A 14668-nucleotide genomic window follows, 5' to 3' on the forward strand; every position below is an offset into this window, starting at 1 on the left:
TAATGATCGCGCGCGCGCCGGGGTTTCACGGGCACGATGAAAACGATCACCTGTTTGGCCCTTTCCCTCCTCGCGCTGGGGGCGCAGGCCCGCCCCTGCCCGCAGGGGGCCGGGCGCCGCGGGCACGTGCCGCCTGGCACCTGCGGGCGCCGTCGAGCTCAGCGCCGACGAGGCGAAAGCCCTCGTCTTCCAAGTCGAGGAGGAGCGCATGGCGCGGGAACTCTACGCGGCGTTCGCCGCGCAGTGGGACCTGCGGCCGTTCCACCGCCTCCAGGCGGCGGAGTCCCGGCACGAGGAGGCGCTGCGTGCGCTCGCGGCGCGCGCCGGCGTGGCTCTGCCGCCGACCGCGCCGGGGAAGTTCGCCGACGCCGTCCTCCAGCAGCGGCATGACACCCTGCGCGCCCGCGGACTCATCTCCGCGGCGGAGGCGCGGACGGCCGGTGAGGCAATCGAGCGCCAGGACCTTTCGGACCTGCGGCAGCTCCTCGCTGTGCTGAAGAACGAGGCGTTTCGGACCGTCGCGGACAATCTGGCCCGCGCCACCGAACGGCATCTGGCCGCGTTCTCCGGCGAGCCCGGTCGGGGGTTGCGCGCGCGGGCCGAACGGCCGGGCGCAGGATGCGCTCAGGCCGGCCGCCGCGCCAGCACCTGAACGACGGCGCTGCGGCCGGTGTGGCCGCCGCCTTCGTGGACGTCGCGCTCGAGCTCTTGGCCGATCTCGAACTCCAATCCGGGCAACTCGTCGCGCAGCTGCGCGAGCGTCGGCAGCAGCGCCGGGTCCTTTGGGCCACCGGTGCCGAAGGCGAGCTGCGCGGGCGTGTAGGCTTCCATCAAGAAAACGCCGCCGGGACGCAGGCCGGCCGCGGCGCGGCCGAGGACGTCGCGGCGCAGCGCCGGGGGCAGGTGCATGAAGATCGCCACGATGGCGCTCCACGCGCCGGGGGCGATCGGGTAGGCGGCGAGGTCGGCGGTGGCGGTCGCGAGCGGCACGCCGCGTTGCGTGGCGAGGGCGCGGGCCTTGGCCAGGCCGGTGGCGGAGAGGTCGGTGGCGGTGACGGCGTGGCCGCGCGTGGCGAGGAACACCGCGTTGCGCCCCTCGCCCTCGGCGAGGCAGAGCACCGGGCCGGCGGGGAGGCGGTCGGCGATCGAGCGCAGGAAGTCGTTGGGTTCCGTCCCGAAGACGAAATCCGGCGTGGCGTAGCGGTTATCCCAGAATTCGGCGCCGTAGGCGGGGTTCAGTGCCATGCGTTGAACACCCAACCCACAATCGTCGTGCCGACAAGCACGACGATGGAAAACAGCACCAGCAGGCGCACGGTCATGACGCTGCGCAGCATGACCAGTTCCGGCAGCGAAACGCCGACGGCGGAGAGGAGGAAGGCCAGCGCCGTGCCGAGGGGCACGCCCTTGGCGACGAAGGCCTCGAGCAGGGGCACGGTGGCGTTGGCGCTGACGTAGAGCGGCAGGCCGGCCAGGGCGGCCAACGGCACGGTCCACGCGCCGCGGCCGGCGAAGAGCGACTGGAAGAAATTCTCCGGCACGAAACCGTGCAGCGCGGCGCCGAGCACGAGGGCGCCCACGAGCCAGGGCGCGATGTTGCGCAGGATGCGGCCGCTGGTCTGCGCGGCGTCGAGCAAGCGCGCCCGCCAGCCCTGCGGCAGGGGTTCGTCGTCCTCCTCGCCGGTGAAGTGGGCGTCGGGCTGCAGCCAGCGCTCGGCGTGCAGCAGGCCGAGCGTCAGCCCGCCCGCGATGCCGAGGGTGACGCCGGCGACGGTGTAGCCGAGCGCGAGTTTCCAGCCGAAGGTCGCGGCCATGAGCGCGACCGCGATCTCGTTCACCAGCGGCGAGGTGATGAGGAAGGCGAACGCGACGCCGATGGGGAAGCGCGCCTGGACGAAGCCGAGGAAGATGGGCACCGACGAGCACGAGCAGAACGGCGTCAGCGCGCCGAACAGCGCCGCCGCCGGGTAGCCGAGCAGGCGGCCGCCGCGGCCCTCGAGCCGGGCGCGGAGCCGGTCGTGCGGGATCGCGCCGCGGATGAGCGCCATCACGAACGCCACGACCGCGACCAACACGACGACCTTCAGCAGGTCGTAGACGAAAAAGTGCAGCGCCGCCCCCGGTCCGCGAGCGGACTCGAGTCCGCTCGCCGCGACCACCTGGTCGGCGATCCATTCAGCCCAGCGCCACATGGCGGTGAATCAAGGCGACGTCGCGGCGCGGGGCAACGCCGAGAGCGCGTCATTCCTTGGCCTTCGTGCCGCAGGTGTTGAGGCCGAGCGGCAGGTAGGCGGGGCAGAAGCCGAAGGCCGCGGTGAGCAGCGGCAGGAGGCCGACGAGGCCCCACCAGCTGTGGAAGTAGTAGCCGGCGCCGAGGAGGGCGCAGCCGAGGATGACGCGAATGACGCGGTCGATGAAGCCGACGTTGGTTTTCATGGGGAGGATGCGTTGGGGGACGGAAGGGGGCTCAGACGTTCACGGCCATGCTGTAGGCGCGGGAGAACTCCTCGGTGACGGCGTGGCGCAGTCCCAGATGCTGAAAGATCGCGAGGCACGCCGCGCGGGCGTGGCCTTCGTCGAAGTGGGGCTTCTCGAACAGCACCGCGACGAGCGTGGCGGCGGCGGCGCGGAAATCCTGCGCCTGCAGGGCGCGGAGTCCGGCCAGGTAGCGCTCGCAAAGCGGAGTCGTGCCGAATGCACCGGTCGCATCGAGGCGCTGCAGGGCGCGCGCCAGCGCGAGGACGGTGCGGGCGCCGTCCTGCCACGCCGAGTGCAGGGCGGGTTCGACCAGTGCGGCGGCGCGGGCGGGGGCGGCGAAGACGAGCGCGCGACCGGTGAGGACGCGGAGCTCGAGGTCGTCGGGTTCCGCGGCGTGGAGCGGCTCGAGCAGGCGCGCGGCCTCCTGGGCGCGGGCGGAAAGCAGGAGTGCGCGGGCGCGGGCCATCGTCTCGCGCTTGGGCGTGGGGAGGTGTTCGGCGAACCACGCGCGGAGGTTGGGCTCGGGCAGGTAGCCGGCGAAGCGGGCGATTTCCTGGCCGCGGTGGTAGAGACGGACGTCGGGGATGCCGCGGACGCCGAGCTGTTGCGCGAGGTCGGACTGGGCGTCGGTGTCGATCTTCACCAGCGACCAGCGGCAGTCCGGCTCGGCGGCGAGCCGCTCGAGGAGCGGCTTGAGCATCTGGCACGGGCCGCACCAGCCGGCCCAGAAGTCGACGAGCACGGGGCGCGTCTCGCTGGCGGCCAGGACGGCGGAGGCGAAATCGACGGTGGAGGCTGGCATCGGATGGATCAGCGGTGCTTGGGCGAGCAGATGGGCCAGCCGGCCTTGTCCCAGTCGCGGAGCGAGCCGGCGTTGACGGCGTCGAAGCCCTCCCGTTTCAGCGTCGAGACGGCCAGGCTGGAGCGGGTGCCGGAGGCGCAGTAGAGGAGGAGCTTCCGGCTCCGGTTCTTCTCGAGGAAGGCGCGCCATTGCGTGCGGTCGCCGCGCAGGTCGCTGAACGGCAGGAGCGAGGCGGTCTTGGCCACGCCGTGGTGCCACTCGAGCGGCTCGCGGATGTCGACGAGGATGGCGGTGCCGGCCTTGAGCGCGGCCTGGGCCTCGTCGAGCGGGATGCCCGGGCGCGCGAGGATCAGCTGGCGCACGGCCAGGAAGACGACGAAGGCGACGATGAGGAGGAGGAACCAATTCATGACGGCGGAGAGGACGGGAGTTCGCACGACGGCGCGGGAGCCGGAGCGGCGGGTTTGCCCGCGTGCGTCATGTAGTAGATGAGCGGCACGGCGAGCGGGCTGATGACGAGCGAGGCGATGGCGCCGAAGAGCAGCGAGATGGCCAGGCCCTGGAAGATCGGGTCGGCGAGGATGACGAGGCCGCCGACCACGACCGCGAGCGCGGTCAGCATCATCGGGCGGAAGCGCACGGCGCCGGACTCGACGCAGGCCTGGGCCAGCGAGCGGCCGTGGCTGAGGCGCAGCTCGATGAAGTCGACGAGGATGATCGAGTTGCGCACCACGATGCCGGCGCCGGCCATGAAGCCGATCATCGACGTGGCGGTGAAGAACGCGCCCATCGCCGCGTGCGCCGGCATGATGCCGACGAGCGAGAACGGGATCACGGTCATCACGATGAGCGGCGTGGAGTAGTTTTTGAACCAGCCGACCATGAGCATATAGATGAGGATGAGCACGGCGCCGAAGGCCAGGCCGAGGTCGCGGAAGACCTCGATCGTGACCTGCCACTCGCCGTCCCACTTCATCGCCGGCTCGCGGTCGTCGAAGGGCATCGCGGCGTTGTAGAGCTTCACCGCGTCCGTCGTGCCGCCGAAGTCGGTGCCTTTCAGTTTCGCGAGTTCCCGGTTCATCGCGAGGATGGCGTAGACCGGGCTCTCGACCACGCCGGCGACGTCGCCGGTGACGTAGGTGACGTTCATCAGGTTCTTGTGGTAGATGTTCCGGTCGGCGCGCGCCGGCTCGAGCGTGACGAGCTCGCGCAGCGGCACCAGCGGAGCGGCGGGATTCATTTCCGAGCGGACGGTGAGGGCGAGGATGTCCTCCGGCCGCGCGCGGGCGGCGCGGGGCAGTTCGAGCAGGACGGGCACGTCCTCGCGCTCCGCGGGGGCGTGCAGGAGGGTGACCGGATACCCCTGCACGCCCAGCTGCACCGTGCGCACGATGGCGGCTTCGGTGAGGCCGTGGAGCGCGGCCTTGGCCTTGTCCACGCGGAGAATCGTCTTCGGCTGCTCGGCCTCGACATACCAGTCGACGTCGACGACGCCGGGCGAGGCCTTGAAGATGCCGCGCACCTGGTCGGCGAGCTTGAGGCGCGCCGCCTCGGTCGGGCCGTAGATCTCGGCCACGAGCGTCTGCAGCACGGGCGGGCCGGGCGGCACCTCGGCGACGGCGACGGCGGCGTCGTAGCGCGCCGCGATCTGCTCGAGGCGCGGGCGGATGCGCTTGGCGATGTCGTGGCTCTGGGCGGAGCGCTCGTGTTTCGGCACGAGGTTGACCTGGATGTCGGCGACGTTGCTGCCGCGGCGCATGAAGTAGTGGCGGACGAGGCCGTTGAAGTTGAACGGCGACGCCGTGCCGGCGTAGACCTGGTAGTCGCGCACCTCGGGCTCGGTGCGGAGCGCGGCGGCCATCTCGCGGGCGACGCGGGCGCTCTGCTCGAGCGTCGTGCCCTCGGGGAGGTTGATGATGACCTGGAACTCCGACTTGTTGTCGAAGGGCAGCATCTTGACCTTCACGGCGCCGAGGCCGACGAGGCCCATCGAGCCGACGGTGAGAGCGGCGACGCCGGCGAGGAAGGCCCAGCGCCACGAGCGGTGCTCCAGCAGCGGGCGCATGACGCGGGTGTAGAGGCGCGTGAACGCGGTGTCGGGCATCGCGTCCTCGTCGTGCACCGGGGCGTCGGTGAATTCCGGGTTCGCGCCGTGCGGGCGGTGGCCGCGGAGGATCTTGAGCGCGGCCCAGGGCGTGACGGCGAAGGCGACGAGCAGGGAGAACAGCATCGCGGCGCTCGAGCCGATCGGGATCGGGCGCATGTAGGGCCCCATCATGCCGCTGACGAAGGCCATCGGCAGCACGGCGGCGATCACGGCCCAGGTCGCGAGGATGGTGGGGTTGCCGACCTCGTCGACGGCCTCGATGGCGACGTCGATCAGCGGGCGGTGGCGGCAGCCCGGCAGGTTCATGTGCCGGACGATGTTCTCGACCACGACGATGGCGTCGTCGACGAGGATGCCGATGGAGAAGATCAGCGCGAAGAGCGTGATGCGGTTGAGCGTGTAGCCGTAGAGGTAGAACACCAGCAGCGTGAGGCCGAGCGTCACGGGGATGGCGAGCAGCACGACGAGCGATTCGCGCCAGCCGAGGAAGAGCATGATGAGGATCGCGACGCCGAAGACGGCGATGCCCATGTGGAGGAGCAGCTCGTTGGACTTCTCGGCGGCGGTGGCGCCGTAGTCGCGCGTGAGCGTCACCCCGACGTCGGCCGGGATGACGGTGCCGCGGAGGGCGGCGATCTTCTCGTTCACCGCGGCGACGACCTCGACGGCGTTGGCGCCCGGGCGCTTGGCCAGGCTGAGGGTGACGGCGGGCTGCTCGTCCCCGGACGGGCCCGCGCCGAAGAGGACGTAGTTGGACGGCTCCTCGGCGGTGTCGGTGATCGTGGCGACATCGCGGAGGTAGACGGGGCGGTCGGCGTGGACGCCGACGACGACGCTGCCGACGTCGCGCGCGTCGCGCAGGAAAGTGCCCGTCTGCAGCAGCGTTTCCTGATTGGCGAAGGACTGCGCGCCGGTGTGCGCCTGCGAATTGGCCTGCTGGAGCATCGGCACGAGGTAGGAGGCGGCGAGGTGGTGGGCGGTGAGGGCGTTCGGGTCGAGCTGCACGCGGATCTGGCGGCGCGTGCCGCCGATGAGCGTGGTCTCGGCGACCATGGGGATGGCCTTGAGCGACTCCTCCACCTGCGCGGCGATGCGGCGCAGCGTGTAGTGGTCGTAGCGCGCGCTGTGGAAGGTGAGCGCGACCACGGGCACGTCGTCGATCGTGCGCGGCTTGATCAGCGGCGGCGTGACCCCGAGCGGGATGTGGTCGAAGTTGGTCTGGAGCTTCTGGTTGAGGCGGACGAGCGCGGTCTCGAGGTCGGTGCCGACCTTGAAGCGGACGATGGTCAGGTTGCCGCCCGGGCTGGCGGTGGAGTAGAGGTATTCGACGCCCGGGATCTCCCAGAGGAGCTTCTCCATCGGGCGGGTGACGCGGTTCTCGACCTCGGGCGCGCTGGCGCCGGGCATGGCGACCATCACGTCGATCATCGGCACCTTGATCTGCGGCTCCTCCTCGCGGGGGAGCATGAGGATGGCGAAGACGCCGAGGAGCAGCGACGCGGCGACGGCGATGGGCGTCAGCTTCGAATCGATGAACATCGCCGCCATGCGGCCGGCGATGCCGAATTGACGGGGCGGGGTGCTCATCGGGAAACCTCGAGCGGCTGGCCTTCACGGAGTCCGGCCGGGGCGCGGACGACGACCGACTCGCCGGCGGCGAGGCCGGCGAGGATCTCGGTGCGGCCGTCGTGCGTGCCGCCGGTCTTGACCAGGCGGAGCTCGGCGCGGCCGTTGGCGGCGACGAAGACGCGCTCGAGCTGGCCGGCGGCGCTGACGGCCTCGGCCGGCACGAGCAGCACGCGGACGCGGTCCGACGGGACGTGCACGCGGACGAACTGGCCGGAGCGGACCGGCGCGTCGGCCGCGATGGCGAGCTTGGCCGTGACGGTGCGGGCGAAGGAATCCGCGGCCGACGACAGCTCGGCCACGCGGGCGGGGAAGGAGGCGCCGGCCTCGGCCTGGACGAGGAGGTCGTCGCCGACCTTCACCGAGCCGGCGAGCGAGTCGGGGATGCCGGTCTCGATCTGGAGGTCGCCGGTGCCCTCGAGCTCGAGCAGCGGGTGGCCGGGGGCGGCGAGATCGCCGGCGTTGACGAACTTGCGGACCACGGTGCCGGCGAACGGCGCGCGGAGCTCGGTGTAGCCGAGCATGGTCTCGGCCTCGCGCAGCATCGCGTTGGCGCCGGCGGCGCGGTCCTCGAGGCTGCGCACGAGGTCGGCGGTGCTGGCGCCCTTGGCGAGGAGGTCGCGTTCGCGGGCGAGGTCGCGCTGGGCGACGTTGGCCTGCGCGCGCGCCTGGGCGACGCGGGCGTCGATCTCGGCGGCGGAGATTTTCAGCAGCCGGTCGCCGGCGGCGACGCGCTGGCCGAGCGCGACGGGCAGGTCGGCGATGGTGCCCATGACCTGGGCGGCGAGCTGGGCGCGCTGGGCGGGGCGGACGGTGCCGGTGACTTCGGTCAGCACGGGAGCGTCGATCGCGGCGACGGCGGCGAGGCTGACGCGCGCGGGCGGCAGTGCGGCGGCCGCGGCCGGTTCGGGACCGTGCCGGGAGCAACCGGCCGCGAGGGCGAGCGCGGGGAGGAGGACGAGGGAGGGGAATTTCATGGTCGTTAAAGGGTCAGGGTTGCACGAGGGGCGGGAGGCCGAGGGCGCGGTGGAGTTCGACGAGGGCGATGCGCTCGTCGGCCGCCGCGACGGTGCGGCGCAGGCGCGCCTCGAGGAGGCGGCCTTCGACGCCGATGAGGTCGGCGGTGAGCAGGGCGCCCTTCTCGAAGCGGGCGCGGGAGAGCGCGGCGCTCTCCTCGGCCTGGGCGACGGTCTGGGCGCTGACCGCGAGGCGCTCGCGGGCGGAGTCGTAGGCGAGGCGCGCCTGCTCGGCCTCGAGGGCGAAGCCGAGCTCGGCCTTGCGCAGCATTTCCTTCACCTGGGCGAGTTCGGCCTCGGCCTGGCGGATCTTTCCCGAGGTCTGGCCGCCGTCGAAGACGTTGAGGTCGACGGAGACGCCGGCGAGCCAGCTGTCGGCGTGGCGGTCGAGCTTCCAGCCCTGGTCGTATTGGTAGGAGGCGAAGGCGTTGACGGTCGGGCGGCGCGCGCCGCGGGCGACCGCAACCATTTTTTCCGCGGCGGCGAGGCGCTGGCGCAGGCCGGCGAGCTCCGGGCGCTCGGCGCCGGCCGCGGGCACGGCGAGCTGGGCGAGGGAGGTGTCCTCGGTCGCGACTTCAACGGGCTCGCTGGACGACGGCGCGCGGCCGAGGACAAAGAGGAACGCGCGCTCGGCGAGGGCGGCGCCGTGGCGGACGGTGGTGAGCTGCTCGCGGGTCTGGGCGAGCTGGACCTCGAGGCTGAGGAGGTCGGCCTTGAGCACCTGGCCGGCGTCGAAGCGGAGGCGGGCGTTGGCCACCGCCGCCGCGTAGGCGCGCACGCCGGCCTCGACGGCGCCGACGGCTTCGCGGGCCTTGTGGAGGTTGAGCAGGGCCTTGATCGCCTCGGTCGCGAGCTGCGCGCGGGCGGCGCGGAGGTCCTCTTCCGCGGCGCGGGCGCCGGCGCGGGCGGCGGCGCGGCCGGCGGTGGCGCGGCCGCCGCTGTAGAGGTTGTAGCCGACGGTGCCGGCCACGTTGAGGTTGTCGATGCGGCCCGGGTGGTTGAAATCGAGGCCGAAGTTGAACGCCCGCTGGTTGAGGATGGAGCCGAAGGCCATCATCGGGCTGTTGGTGTCGGTGTAGCGGGCGCCGACGGAGAGCTGCGGGAGCCAGGCGGCGTTGGCCTGTTCGATCATCGCCTCCGCGGCGACGATGCGCTGGCGGGCGAGGGCGGCGTCGGGGTTTTCGCGCAGGGCGGCGGCGACGGCGTCGCTCGCCGTCCAGGGCGCGGCGGAGGCGGAGGCGCCGGCGAGAAGCAGGGCCGGCAGCAGGGCCGGGCGAAGGAGCGAAATCATGGTCAGGAGGAGGTGCGGGAGCCGGAGGTCCAGAGGAGACCGAGGGCGGCGCCGTAAAGCGCGCCGCGCCACCAGGTCGAGGTCAGCGGGCAGGTGCCCGAGGAGCACGAGCCGAAATAGCCGAGCGCCGCGCCGAGGGCGGCCCCGGCGATGACGGGGAGCAGGAAGCGAAGCCAGGAGGGCATGGCGTCAGTTCCGACCGCCCCAGTGAATCACGTCGCGGTCGTCGACCCAACCCAGTTTTTGCAGGAGCAGCGTGGGCGGGCAGAAGCCGGTGAAGACGGACTGGACGAGGTTCAGGCCGACGAAGGCCGGGAGGAGCAGCCACCAGGGGCTGACCCAGTGGGTGAGGGCGACGCCGAGGAGGGTGACGGAGCCGGCGAGGAGGCGGACGAGCTGGTGCGTGGTCATGGCGGGAGGATAATGCTTATTGACTTTATATGAGCATAGACGCATATACTTGCCACCATGTCAAGAGGCTGTTTCCTCCGCTCCATGCCCAAGCACCGCCCGCTCAACGAGGACGCCCTCCAGCTCGTGGCCGCGCGTTTCGCCGTCCTGGCGGAGCCGATGCGCCTGCGCCTGATCCAGTCGCTGTTCGAGGGCGAGCGGAACGTGACCGACCTGGTCGAGGCGACCGGCGGCACGCAGGCGAACGTCTCGCGGCACCTCCAGACGCTGACGGCGGCGCACATCCTGGCGCGGCGCAAGGAGGGTCTGCAGGTCTTCTATCGCATCAGCGATCCGACGATCCCGAAGCTGTGCGAGCTGGTCTGCGGCAGCCTGGAGAAGTCGCTCAGCCGGCAGATCGGGCACCTGGCGCCGAACTGAGGGCGAAAAAAAAGTCCGCCCCTTTGCCAGGGCGGACTCGAAGGGGAAGCGGGCGGGGTTACTTGCCCATGCTCTTGGGCACGGAGACCGTGACGGAGCGCGTGCTGGCGTTGCCGGCGGCGTCGCGGGCCTCGACCGTCAGGGTGTAGGTGCGGCCGTTGCCGTTGCCGGAGCGCTCGGCGCGGAGCTGGAGCGAGAGGTTGCCGGTGACCTGGATGTCGCCCGCGGTGTCGCCGTCGCCGAGGCCGTTGTCGGGCTCGGAGCTGGTGACGTTGACGATGCGCAGCGAGGTGACGCCGACCGCGTCGGTCGTCGGGGCGCTGAGGGTGAGGGCGACCATCTTGTGGTTCGGCGGCCAGAGCGTGGCGAGCGACGGGGTGAGGCTGGCGATCGCGGGTGCGGTGGTGTCGCGGACGGTGACGGTGAAGGCCCCGGTGGTGGCGTTGCCGGCGGCGTCCTTGGCCGTGACGACCACGGTGGTGGTGCCGAGCGGGAAGGTGCTGCCGCTGGCGGCGCTGTAGGTCAGCGCGGTGACGCCGACCGCGTCGGTGGCCGAGGCGGCGAACGTGGCGGTGGCGCCGGCGGCGCTGGTGGCCTCGAGGACCTGGTGGGCGGGGACGGTGAGCGCGGGCGCGGTGGTGTCCTGCACGGTGATGGCGAAGGAGCCGGTGGCGGTGTTGCCGGCGGCATCGCGGGCGGTGACGGTCACCGGCGTGGTGCCGAGCGGGAAGGTGGAGCCGCTGGCGGCGCTGTAGGTGAGCGCGGTGACGCCGACGGCGTCGGACGCCGAGGCGGCGAACTCGGCGGTGGCACCGGCGGCGCTGGTGGCCTCGAGGGTTTGGCTCGCGGGCACGTTCAGCGCGGGGGCGGTGGTGTCGCGCACGGTGACCTGGAAGCTCTTCGCGGCGGTGTTGCCGTGCGAATCGCTCGAGGTCAGCGCGACCGGCGTGGTGCCGAGCGGGAACGTGCTGCCGGAGCCGGGCGCACCGGCGACGGCGGTGGAGTTGTCCACGAGGTCGTAGGCGCTGGCGCTGTAGCTGACGGCGGCGCCGGCGGCGCTGGTGGCTTCGGCGGTGAGGTTCGCGGGGGCCGTGATGACCGGCGGCGTGGTGTCCTGCACGGTGACGGTGAAGGAGGCGGAGGCGGTGTTGCCCGCGGCGTCGGCGGCGGCGAGGCCGACCACGGTGGTGCCGAGCGGGAACATGCTGCCCGAGGGGGCACGGCGGTGACGGGGACGCTGCCGTCCTTGTCGTCGGTGGCGGTGGCGGTGAAGGTCGCGATGGCGCCGGCGGGACCGGTGGCTTCCTTGGTCAGGTTGCCTGGGGCGACGATGACCGGGGCGGTCGTGTCGGCCGCGGGCGGCGGGAGCGGGTCGCCGGGGTTGTTGTCGCGGAAGGACTGCGTGGTCTCGAGGCGGAACTTGCCGCCGGCGGCGCCGCCGCCGTCCCAGATGATGAAGCACAGTTCGTGCGGGCCCGAGCCGGTGAGGCGGATGGTGTAGCGGCCGGTGCCGTTGTGCGGCCAGTCCCAGTCCTGGTAGCCGATGAGCTGGCCGTCGATGTAGATCCACGAGGCGTTGTCGGCGAGGAACTGCAGGACGAAGTCGCCTTCGCCGGTGACGGTCGTGGTGTATTTCGTCCAGCTCTGGCCGGCGGGGCCGCGGGAGCTGAGGTTGGACCAGGCGTTGATCCAGTTGGCGGTGAAATCATAGGGAGCGATGAACTCCCACGGGTGCGAGCCGATCGGGAAGACGGAGGCCGGGTGCGGGTTGACCCACGCCGCGTTGTAGCCGACGAGGGGGATGGGCTGGCTGGGGGTCGTCCAGTTCGGGTAAGCGGTGGCCGGGTAGATCGGGTCGTAGGCGATGACGGGCGAGAGGCCGCTGGCGAAGACCGTCGGCGGCACGTAGTCGAGCGTCACGGTGTAGCTGGTCGTGCCGCCGAAATCGCGGCGCGAGGCCTGGTAGAACGAGATCGTGTAGGTCTGGCCGGCGACGAGTGCGACGGTGTTGGTCGCCTGGATCTTGCCCAGGGTGCCGAAGACCGCCTGCAGGTAGGCGTATTGGGACGTGCCGTCGGCGCTGCCGAGGCCCTGCGCCGCCAGGCCCCAGTTGGCCGGGGAGCCGTCGAGGATGCCGCTGTAGTTCTTGCAGCTCCAGTTGCCGATGGTGGCGGAGCCGCCGTTGGCCGAGCTGCCGGTGTTGGTGGCCAGGTCGGGCGTCTCGAAGCCGTCGGCGAACACGGTGGTGGCGCCCTGGGTGATCTTCACGGCGTCGATGAGGATCGCGTTGTCGCCCGAGGGGCCGCCGGCGGTGAGGTTGAAGGCGAAGCGGTAGTTGCCCGAATACGTCGGCGTGAACGTCGCCGAGTAAGGGGCCCAGGATTCAGCCGTGCTCGAGCTGCGGCTGAAGACGACGTCGGCGCGCGACGCCAGCGTCGCGACGGAAGCCAGCGCGAGGCCGGCGAACAATCGGAGCGCGCGCGAACGCAATCCGACGGTGAGGGGATGGCAGTGTGTGTTCATGGGATGGGGCGTGTTCCACGGCCCATCTCCCAAGCATGGAAAATCGAAACGAGAGAAAGTTCTCGCCAGGACCGGACAGACGTGGGGCGGGGGGCGCGGAGGTGTGGCCGTGGAGAAGATTCCGGTCCCGCTCCTCGGGCACAATCCGGATGATGTCCCTAGCCGGATGGATGAAAGCCCTGATTTTCAGGGTTTTATTAGGGCTCAATGGCCCTGTTTGGCGGCGCGAAGGCGGCGGCCGGCGTGCCATTCGGTAGCTCAGTCTCAGTCCGCGGATGAATGTGACGATAACGCGGGCACGGTGACAACGACGAACAAGATTCCGGAGGTGTTGCTCCACGATCTGGCGCAGCAGCTCCCTGCCGGTCCGCGCCTGCTGGCGGAGCTGGGCCGGCTGGTGCGCGCGCCCGAGACCGATGCGCGCGAGGTGGTGGCGCTCCTGCGGCGCGACGCCTCGCTCGTCTCGCGCCTGCTGCGCATGGCGAACAGCGCCGCCTACGCGCGCGCCGAACCGATCGGGCGATCGAGGACGCGGTGGTGGCCGTGGGTTTCGGCGAGGTGCACCGCCTGGTGGGCGCGCTGGCCTCGGTGCAGCTGGCGGACACGCCGCTCCGGCTGCACGGCGTGAGCAGCGCGCGCTACCGCGAGAATTCCCTGTTCGTGGCCACGCTGATGGAGGAGCTCGCCGTGCGGGCGAAGCTCGATGCGCACGCGGGCTACACCGTCGGCTTGCTCCGCGCGCTCGGGATGGTCGTCCTCGAGCGGGCCGCGCAGCGCGAGAATCTCGACGTGACGCCCTTCCACGCCAGCGGCGAGGAAAGTCTGGCGGTCTGGCAGCGCCGGTTCTGGGGCACGGACAGCTGGCACGTGGGCGCGGCGATCCTCGAGCACTGGCATCTGCCGCGCGACATCGTGATCGCGATCGAGCACCACGACGAGGCGATCGTCCGCACGGAGCCGGTGGTGCACCTGCTGGATTTGGCGGCGACGGTCGCGACGCAGAACGGCTACGGGCTGCCGGGCGACCATCCGAACACCGCGCCGCAATCGCTGGCCGCAGCCGGACTCACGATGGACCAGTTCCAGAGCGCGGTGGAGCGTGCGGAGCAGACGTTCGTGCGCCTGCGGGCCTCGGTGGTGTGAGTGCCGTCCGCGTGCGGCCCGGCGCCGGCGCGGAGGCGGGGCCGGTCGCTCAGGCGTGCGCGGCGTCGCTGATGGCGTCGTCCATCTCCTCGTTCGAGAAGACGGCCTGCACGTCGTCGTTTTCCTCGAGCGATTCCTGGAGTTTCACGATGTGCTTCGCGAGGTCGAGGCCGGTGACGGGGACCGTCACGCTCGGGATGTAGGCGATCTCGGCGGAGTCGGGCTTGATGCCGGCCTGCTCGAGCGCGTGGGCGACCTTGTCGAAGGCGTGGACGTTGCAGCGGACCTCGAAGCCCTGCTCGGTCGTGATCACGTCGTCGGCGCCGGCCTCGAGGGCGACTTCCAGCAGCCGGTCCTCGGTCGTCTTGCCGGCGGCGATGAGGAACTGGCCGGCGTGCAGGAATTGGAAGGAGACCGAGCCGGTCTGCGCCAGGTTGCCGCCCCAGCGGGTGAAGATCGAGCGGACCTCCTGCGCGGCGCGCTGCTTGTTGTCGGTCGTGACCTTGACGATGAAGGCGACGCCGCCCGGGCCGTAGCCCTCGTAGGTGATCTCCTCGAAGACGACGCCCGGCAGCTCGCCGGTGCCCTTCTTGATCGCGCGGTCGACGTTGTCGGCCGGCATGTTGGACTCGCGGGCCTTCAGCAGCAGCGTGCGCAGGCGGGCGTTGGCGTCGGGCGAGCCGCCGCCGGCCTTGGCGGCGAGGGTGATGTCACGCGCGAGGCGCGAGAAGACCTTGCCCTTGCGCGCGTCGGTGACGGCCTTGAGGCGTTTGACTTTGGACCATTTGTTGTGGCCGGCCATGGGGGAGACGGAGGACGGAAGACGGGGGGACGGAGGACGGACAGAAAAA

At 71.4% G+C, this 14668-nt stretch carries 16 protein-coding genes; 4 read left to right on the plus strand and 12 right to left on the minus strand.

The annotated features are described in order from the left end of the window. The first annotated feature begins 208 nt into the window (after positions 1 to 208). The gene (locus ACMYLB_RS02235; protein WP_415909358.1) at positions 209 to 652 is read left to right on the plus strand and encodes a DUF2202 domain-containing protein; all 444 of its coding nucleotides are present in this window, start codon (positions 209 to 211) and stop codon (positions 650 to 652) included. On the opposite strand, the gene ACMYLB_RS02240 is transcribed toward ACMYLB_RS02235, so the two are convergent. The 10 genes from ACMYLB_RS02240 to ACMYLB_RS02285 are packed head-to-tail and all read right to left on the minus strand — an operon-like array spanning position 625 to position 9731. Next, the gene (locus ACMYLB_RS02240) at positions 625 to 1245 is read right to left on the minus strand and encodes an SAM-dependent methyltransferase (RefSeq protein ID WP_415909359.1); all 621 of its coding nucleotides are present in this window, start codon (positions 1243 to 1245) and stop codon (positions 625 to 627) included. The genes ACMYLB_RS02235 and ACMYLB_RS02240 overlap by 28 nt on opposite strands. Then, a complete protein-coding gene (locus tag ACMYLB_RS02245; RefSeq protein WP_415909360.1) occupies positions 1236 to 2192 on the minus strand; it encodes a permease in 957 nt (318 codons plus the stop codon). The genes ACMYLB_RS02240 and ACMYLB_RS02245 overlap by 10 nt, the downstream gene beginning before the upstream one ends. Positions 2193 to 2241: 49 nt before the next feature. Next, positions 2242 to 2436 (minus strand): DUF2892 domain-containing protein, encoded by a 195-nt coding sequence (locus tag ACMYLB_RS02250; RefSeq protein WP_415909361.1) that lies wholly within the window; start codon positions 2434 to 2436, stop codon positions 2242 to 2244. Between the two features lie 31 nt (positions 2437 to 2467). Further along, positions 2468 to 3280: a thioredoxin family protein gene (locus tag ACMYLB_RS02255; RefSeq protein WP_415909362.1), complete on the minus strand. Its 813-nt coding sequence runs from the start codon at positions 3278 to 3280 to the stop codon at positions 2468 to 2470. 8 nt (positions 3281 to 3288) lie between these two features. Continuing rightward, complete coding sequence (locus ACMYLB_RS02260; RefSeq protein WP_415909363.1) at positions 3289 to 3690, minus strand: rhodanese-like domain-containing protein; 402 nt, start codon at positions 3688 to 3690, stop codon at positions 3289 to 3291. Then, positions 3687 to 6974: an efflux RND transporter permease subunit gene (locus ACMYLB_RS02265; RefSeq protein ID WP_415909364.1), complete on the minus strand. Its 3288-nt coding sequence runs from the start codon at positions 6972 to 6974 to the stop codon at positions 3687 to 3689. Before ACMYLB_RS02265 ends, ACMYLB_RS02260 begins: the two co-directional genes overlap by 4 nt. Then, entirely contained in the window at positions 6971 to 7990 is a 1020-nt protein-coding gene (locus ACMYLB_RS02270; RefSeq protein WP_415909365.1) for an efflux RND transporter periplasmic adaptor subunit, read from the minus strand. The genes ACMYLB_RS02265 and ACMYLB_RS02270 overlap by 4 nt, the downstream gene beginning before the upstream one ends. Positions 7991 to 8003: 13 nt before the next feature. Continuing rightward, positions 8004 to 9320: a TolC family protein gene (locus ACMYLB_RS02275; protein WP_415909366.1), complete on the minus strand. Its 1317-nt coding sequence runs from the start codon at positions 9318 to 9320 to the stop codon at positions 8004 to 8006. Between the two features lie 2 nt (positions 9321 to 9322). Then, a complete protein-coding gene (locus tag ACMYLB_RS02280; RefSeq protein WP_415909367.1) occupies positions 9323 to 9505 on the minus strand; it encodes a DUF6132 family protein in 183 nt (60 codons plus the stop codon). A 4-nt stretch (positions 9506 to 9509) separates the two neighbouring features. Beyond that, positions 9510 to 9731: a DUF2892 domain-containing protein gene (locus ACMYLB_RS02285; protein WP_415909368.1), complete on the minus strand. Its 222-nt coding sequence runs from the start codon at positions 9729 to 9731 to the stop codon at positions 9510 to 9512. Positions 9732 to 9815: 84 nt separating this feature from the next. Here ACMYLB_RS02285 and ACMYLB_RS02290 point away from each other — a divergent pair, with 84 nt between their 5' ends. Next, entirely contained in the window at positions 9816 to 10151 is a 336-nt protein-coding gene (locus ACMYLB_RS02290; RefSeq protein ID WP_415909369.1) for an ArsR/SmtB family transcription factor, read from the plus strand. Positions 10152 to 10209: 58 nt separating this feature from the next. On the opposite strand, the gene ACMYLB_RS02295 is transcribed toward ACMYLB_RS02290, so the two are convergent. Then, a complete protein-coding gene (locus tag ACMYLB_RS02295; protein ID WP_415911141.1) occupies positions 10210 to 11271 on the minus strand; it encodes an HYR domain-containing protein in 1062 nt (353 codons plus the stop codon). 1731 nt (positions 11272 to 13002) lie between these two features. Between ACMYLB_RS02295 and ACMYLB_RS02300 the strand changes: the two genes are divergently transcribed. Together ACMYLB_RS02300 and ACMYLB_RS02305 are read left to right on the plus strand one after the other, a co-directional pair. Beyond that, positions 13003 to 13302 carry an HDOD domain-containing protein gene (locus ACMYLB_RS02300; protein WP_415909370.1) on the plus strand — a complete coding sequence of 100 codons (300 nt, stop codon included), beginning with the start codon at positions 13003 to 13005 and terminating at the stop codon, positions 13300 to 13302. Further along, positions 13233 to 13817 carry an HDOD domain-containing protein gene (locus ACMYLB_RS02305; protein ID WP_415909371.1) on the plus strand — a complete coding sequence of 195 codons (585 nt, stop codon included), beginning with the start codon at positions 13233 to 13235 and terminating at the stop codon, positions 13815 to 13817. Before ACMYLB_RS02300 ends, ACMYLB_RS02305 begins: the two co-directional genes overlap by 70 nt. A gap of 49 nt (positions 13818 to 13866) precedes the next feature. Here ACMYLB_RS02305 and ACMYLB_RS02310 read toward each other — a convergent pair whose 3' ends face one another. Continuing rightward, positions 13867 to 14619 (minus strand): YebC/PmpR family DNA-binding transcriptional regulator, encoded by a 753-nt coding sequence (locus tag ACMYLB_RS02310; RefSeq protein ID WP_415909372.1) that lies wholly within the window; start codon positions 14617 to 14619, stop codon positions 13867 to 13869. Between the last annotated feature and the right edge of the window lie 49 nt (positions 14620 to 14668).

Origin of the sequence: Oleiharenicola sp. Vm1 (assembly GCF_047777955.1) — a bacterium.
Classification (GTDB): domain Bacteria; phylum Verrucomicrobiota; class Verrucomicrobiia; order Opitutales; family Opitutaceae; genus Didemnitutus.

Bases quoted from the DNA above. Each gene is read 5' to 3' on its own strand.
- ACMYLB_RS02235 (WP_415909358.1), top strand. From the start codon at position 209: ATGGCGCGGGAACTCTACGCGGCGTTCGCCGCGCAGTGGGACCTGCGG.
- ACMYLB_RS02240 (WP_415909359.1), bottom strand. From the start codon at position 1,245: ATGGCACTGAACCCCGCCTACGGCGCCGAATTCTGGGATAACCGCTAC.
- ACMYLB_RS02245 (WP_415909360.1), bottom strand. From the start codon at position 2,192: ATGTGGCGCTGGGCTGAATGGATCGCCGACCAGGTGGTCGCGGCGAGC.
- ACMYLB_RS02250 (WP_415909361.1), bottom strand. From the start codon at position 2,436: ATGAAAACCAACGTCGGCTTCATCGACCGCGTCATTCGCGTCATCCTC.
- ACMYLB_RS02255 (WP_415909362.1), bottom strand. From the start codon at position 3,280: ATGCCAGCCTCCACCGTCGATTTCGCCTCCGCCGTCCTGGCCGCCAGC.
- ACMYLB_RS02260 (WP_415909363.1), bottom strand. From the start codon at position 3,690: ATGAATTGGTTCCTCCTCCTCATCGTCGCCTTCGTCGTCTTCCTGGCC.
- ACMYLB_RS02265 (WP_415909364.1), bottom strand. From the start codon at position 6,974: ATGAGCACCCCGCCCCGTCAATTCGGCATCGCCGGCCGCATGGCGGCG.
- ACMYLB_RS02270 (WP_415909365.1), bottom strand. From the start codon at position 7,990: ATGAAATTCCCCTCCCTCGTCCTCCTCCCCGCGCTCGCCCTCGCGGCC.
- ACMYLB_RS02275 (WP_415909366.1), bottom strand. From the start codon at position 9,320: ATGATTTCGCTCCTTCGCCCGGCCCTGCTGCCGGCCCTGCTTCTCGCC.
- ACMYLB_RS02280 (WP_415909367.1), bottom strand. From the start codon at position 9,505: ATGCCCTCCTGGCTTCGCTTCCTGCTCCCCGTCATCGCCGGGGCCGCC.
- ACMYLB_RS02285 (WP_415909368.1), bottom strand. From the start codon at position 9,731: ATGACCACGCACCAGCTCGTCCGCCTCCTCGCCGGCTCCGTCACCCTC.
- ACMYLB_RS02290 (WP_415909369.1), top strand. From the start codon at position 9,816: ATGCCCAAGCACCGCCCGCTCAACGAGGACGCCCTCCAGCTCGTGGCC.
- ACMYLB_RS02310 (WP_415909372.1), bottom strand. From the start codon at position 14,619: ATGGCCGGCCACAACAAATGGTCCAAAGTCAAACGCCTCAAGGCCGTC.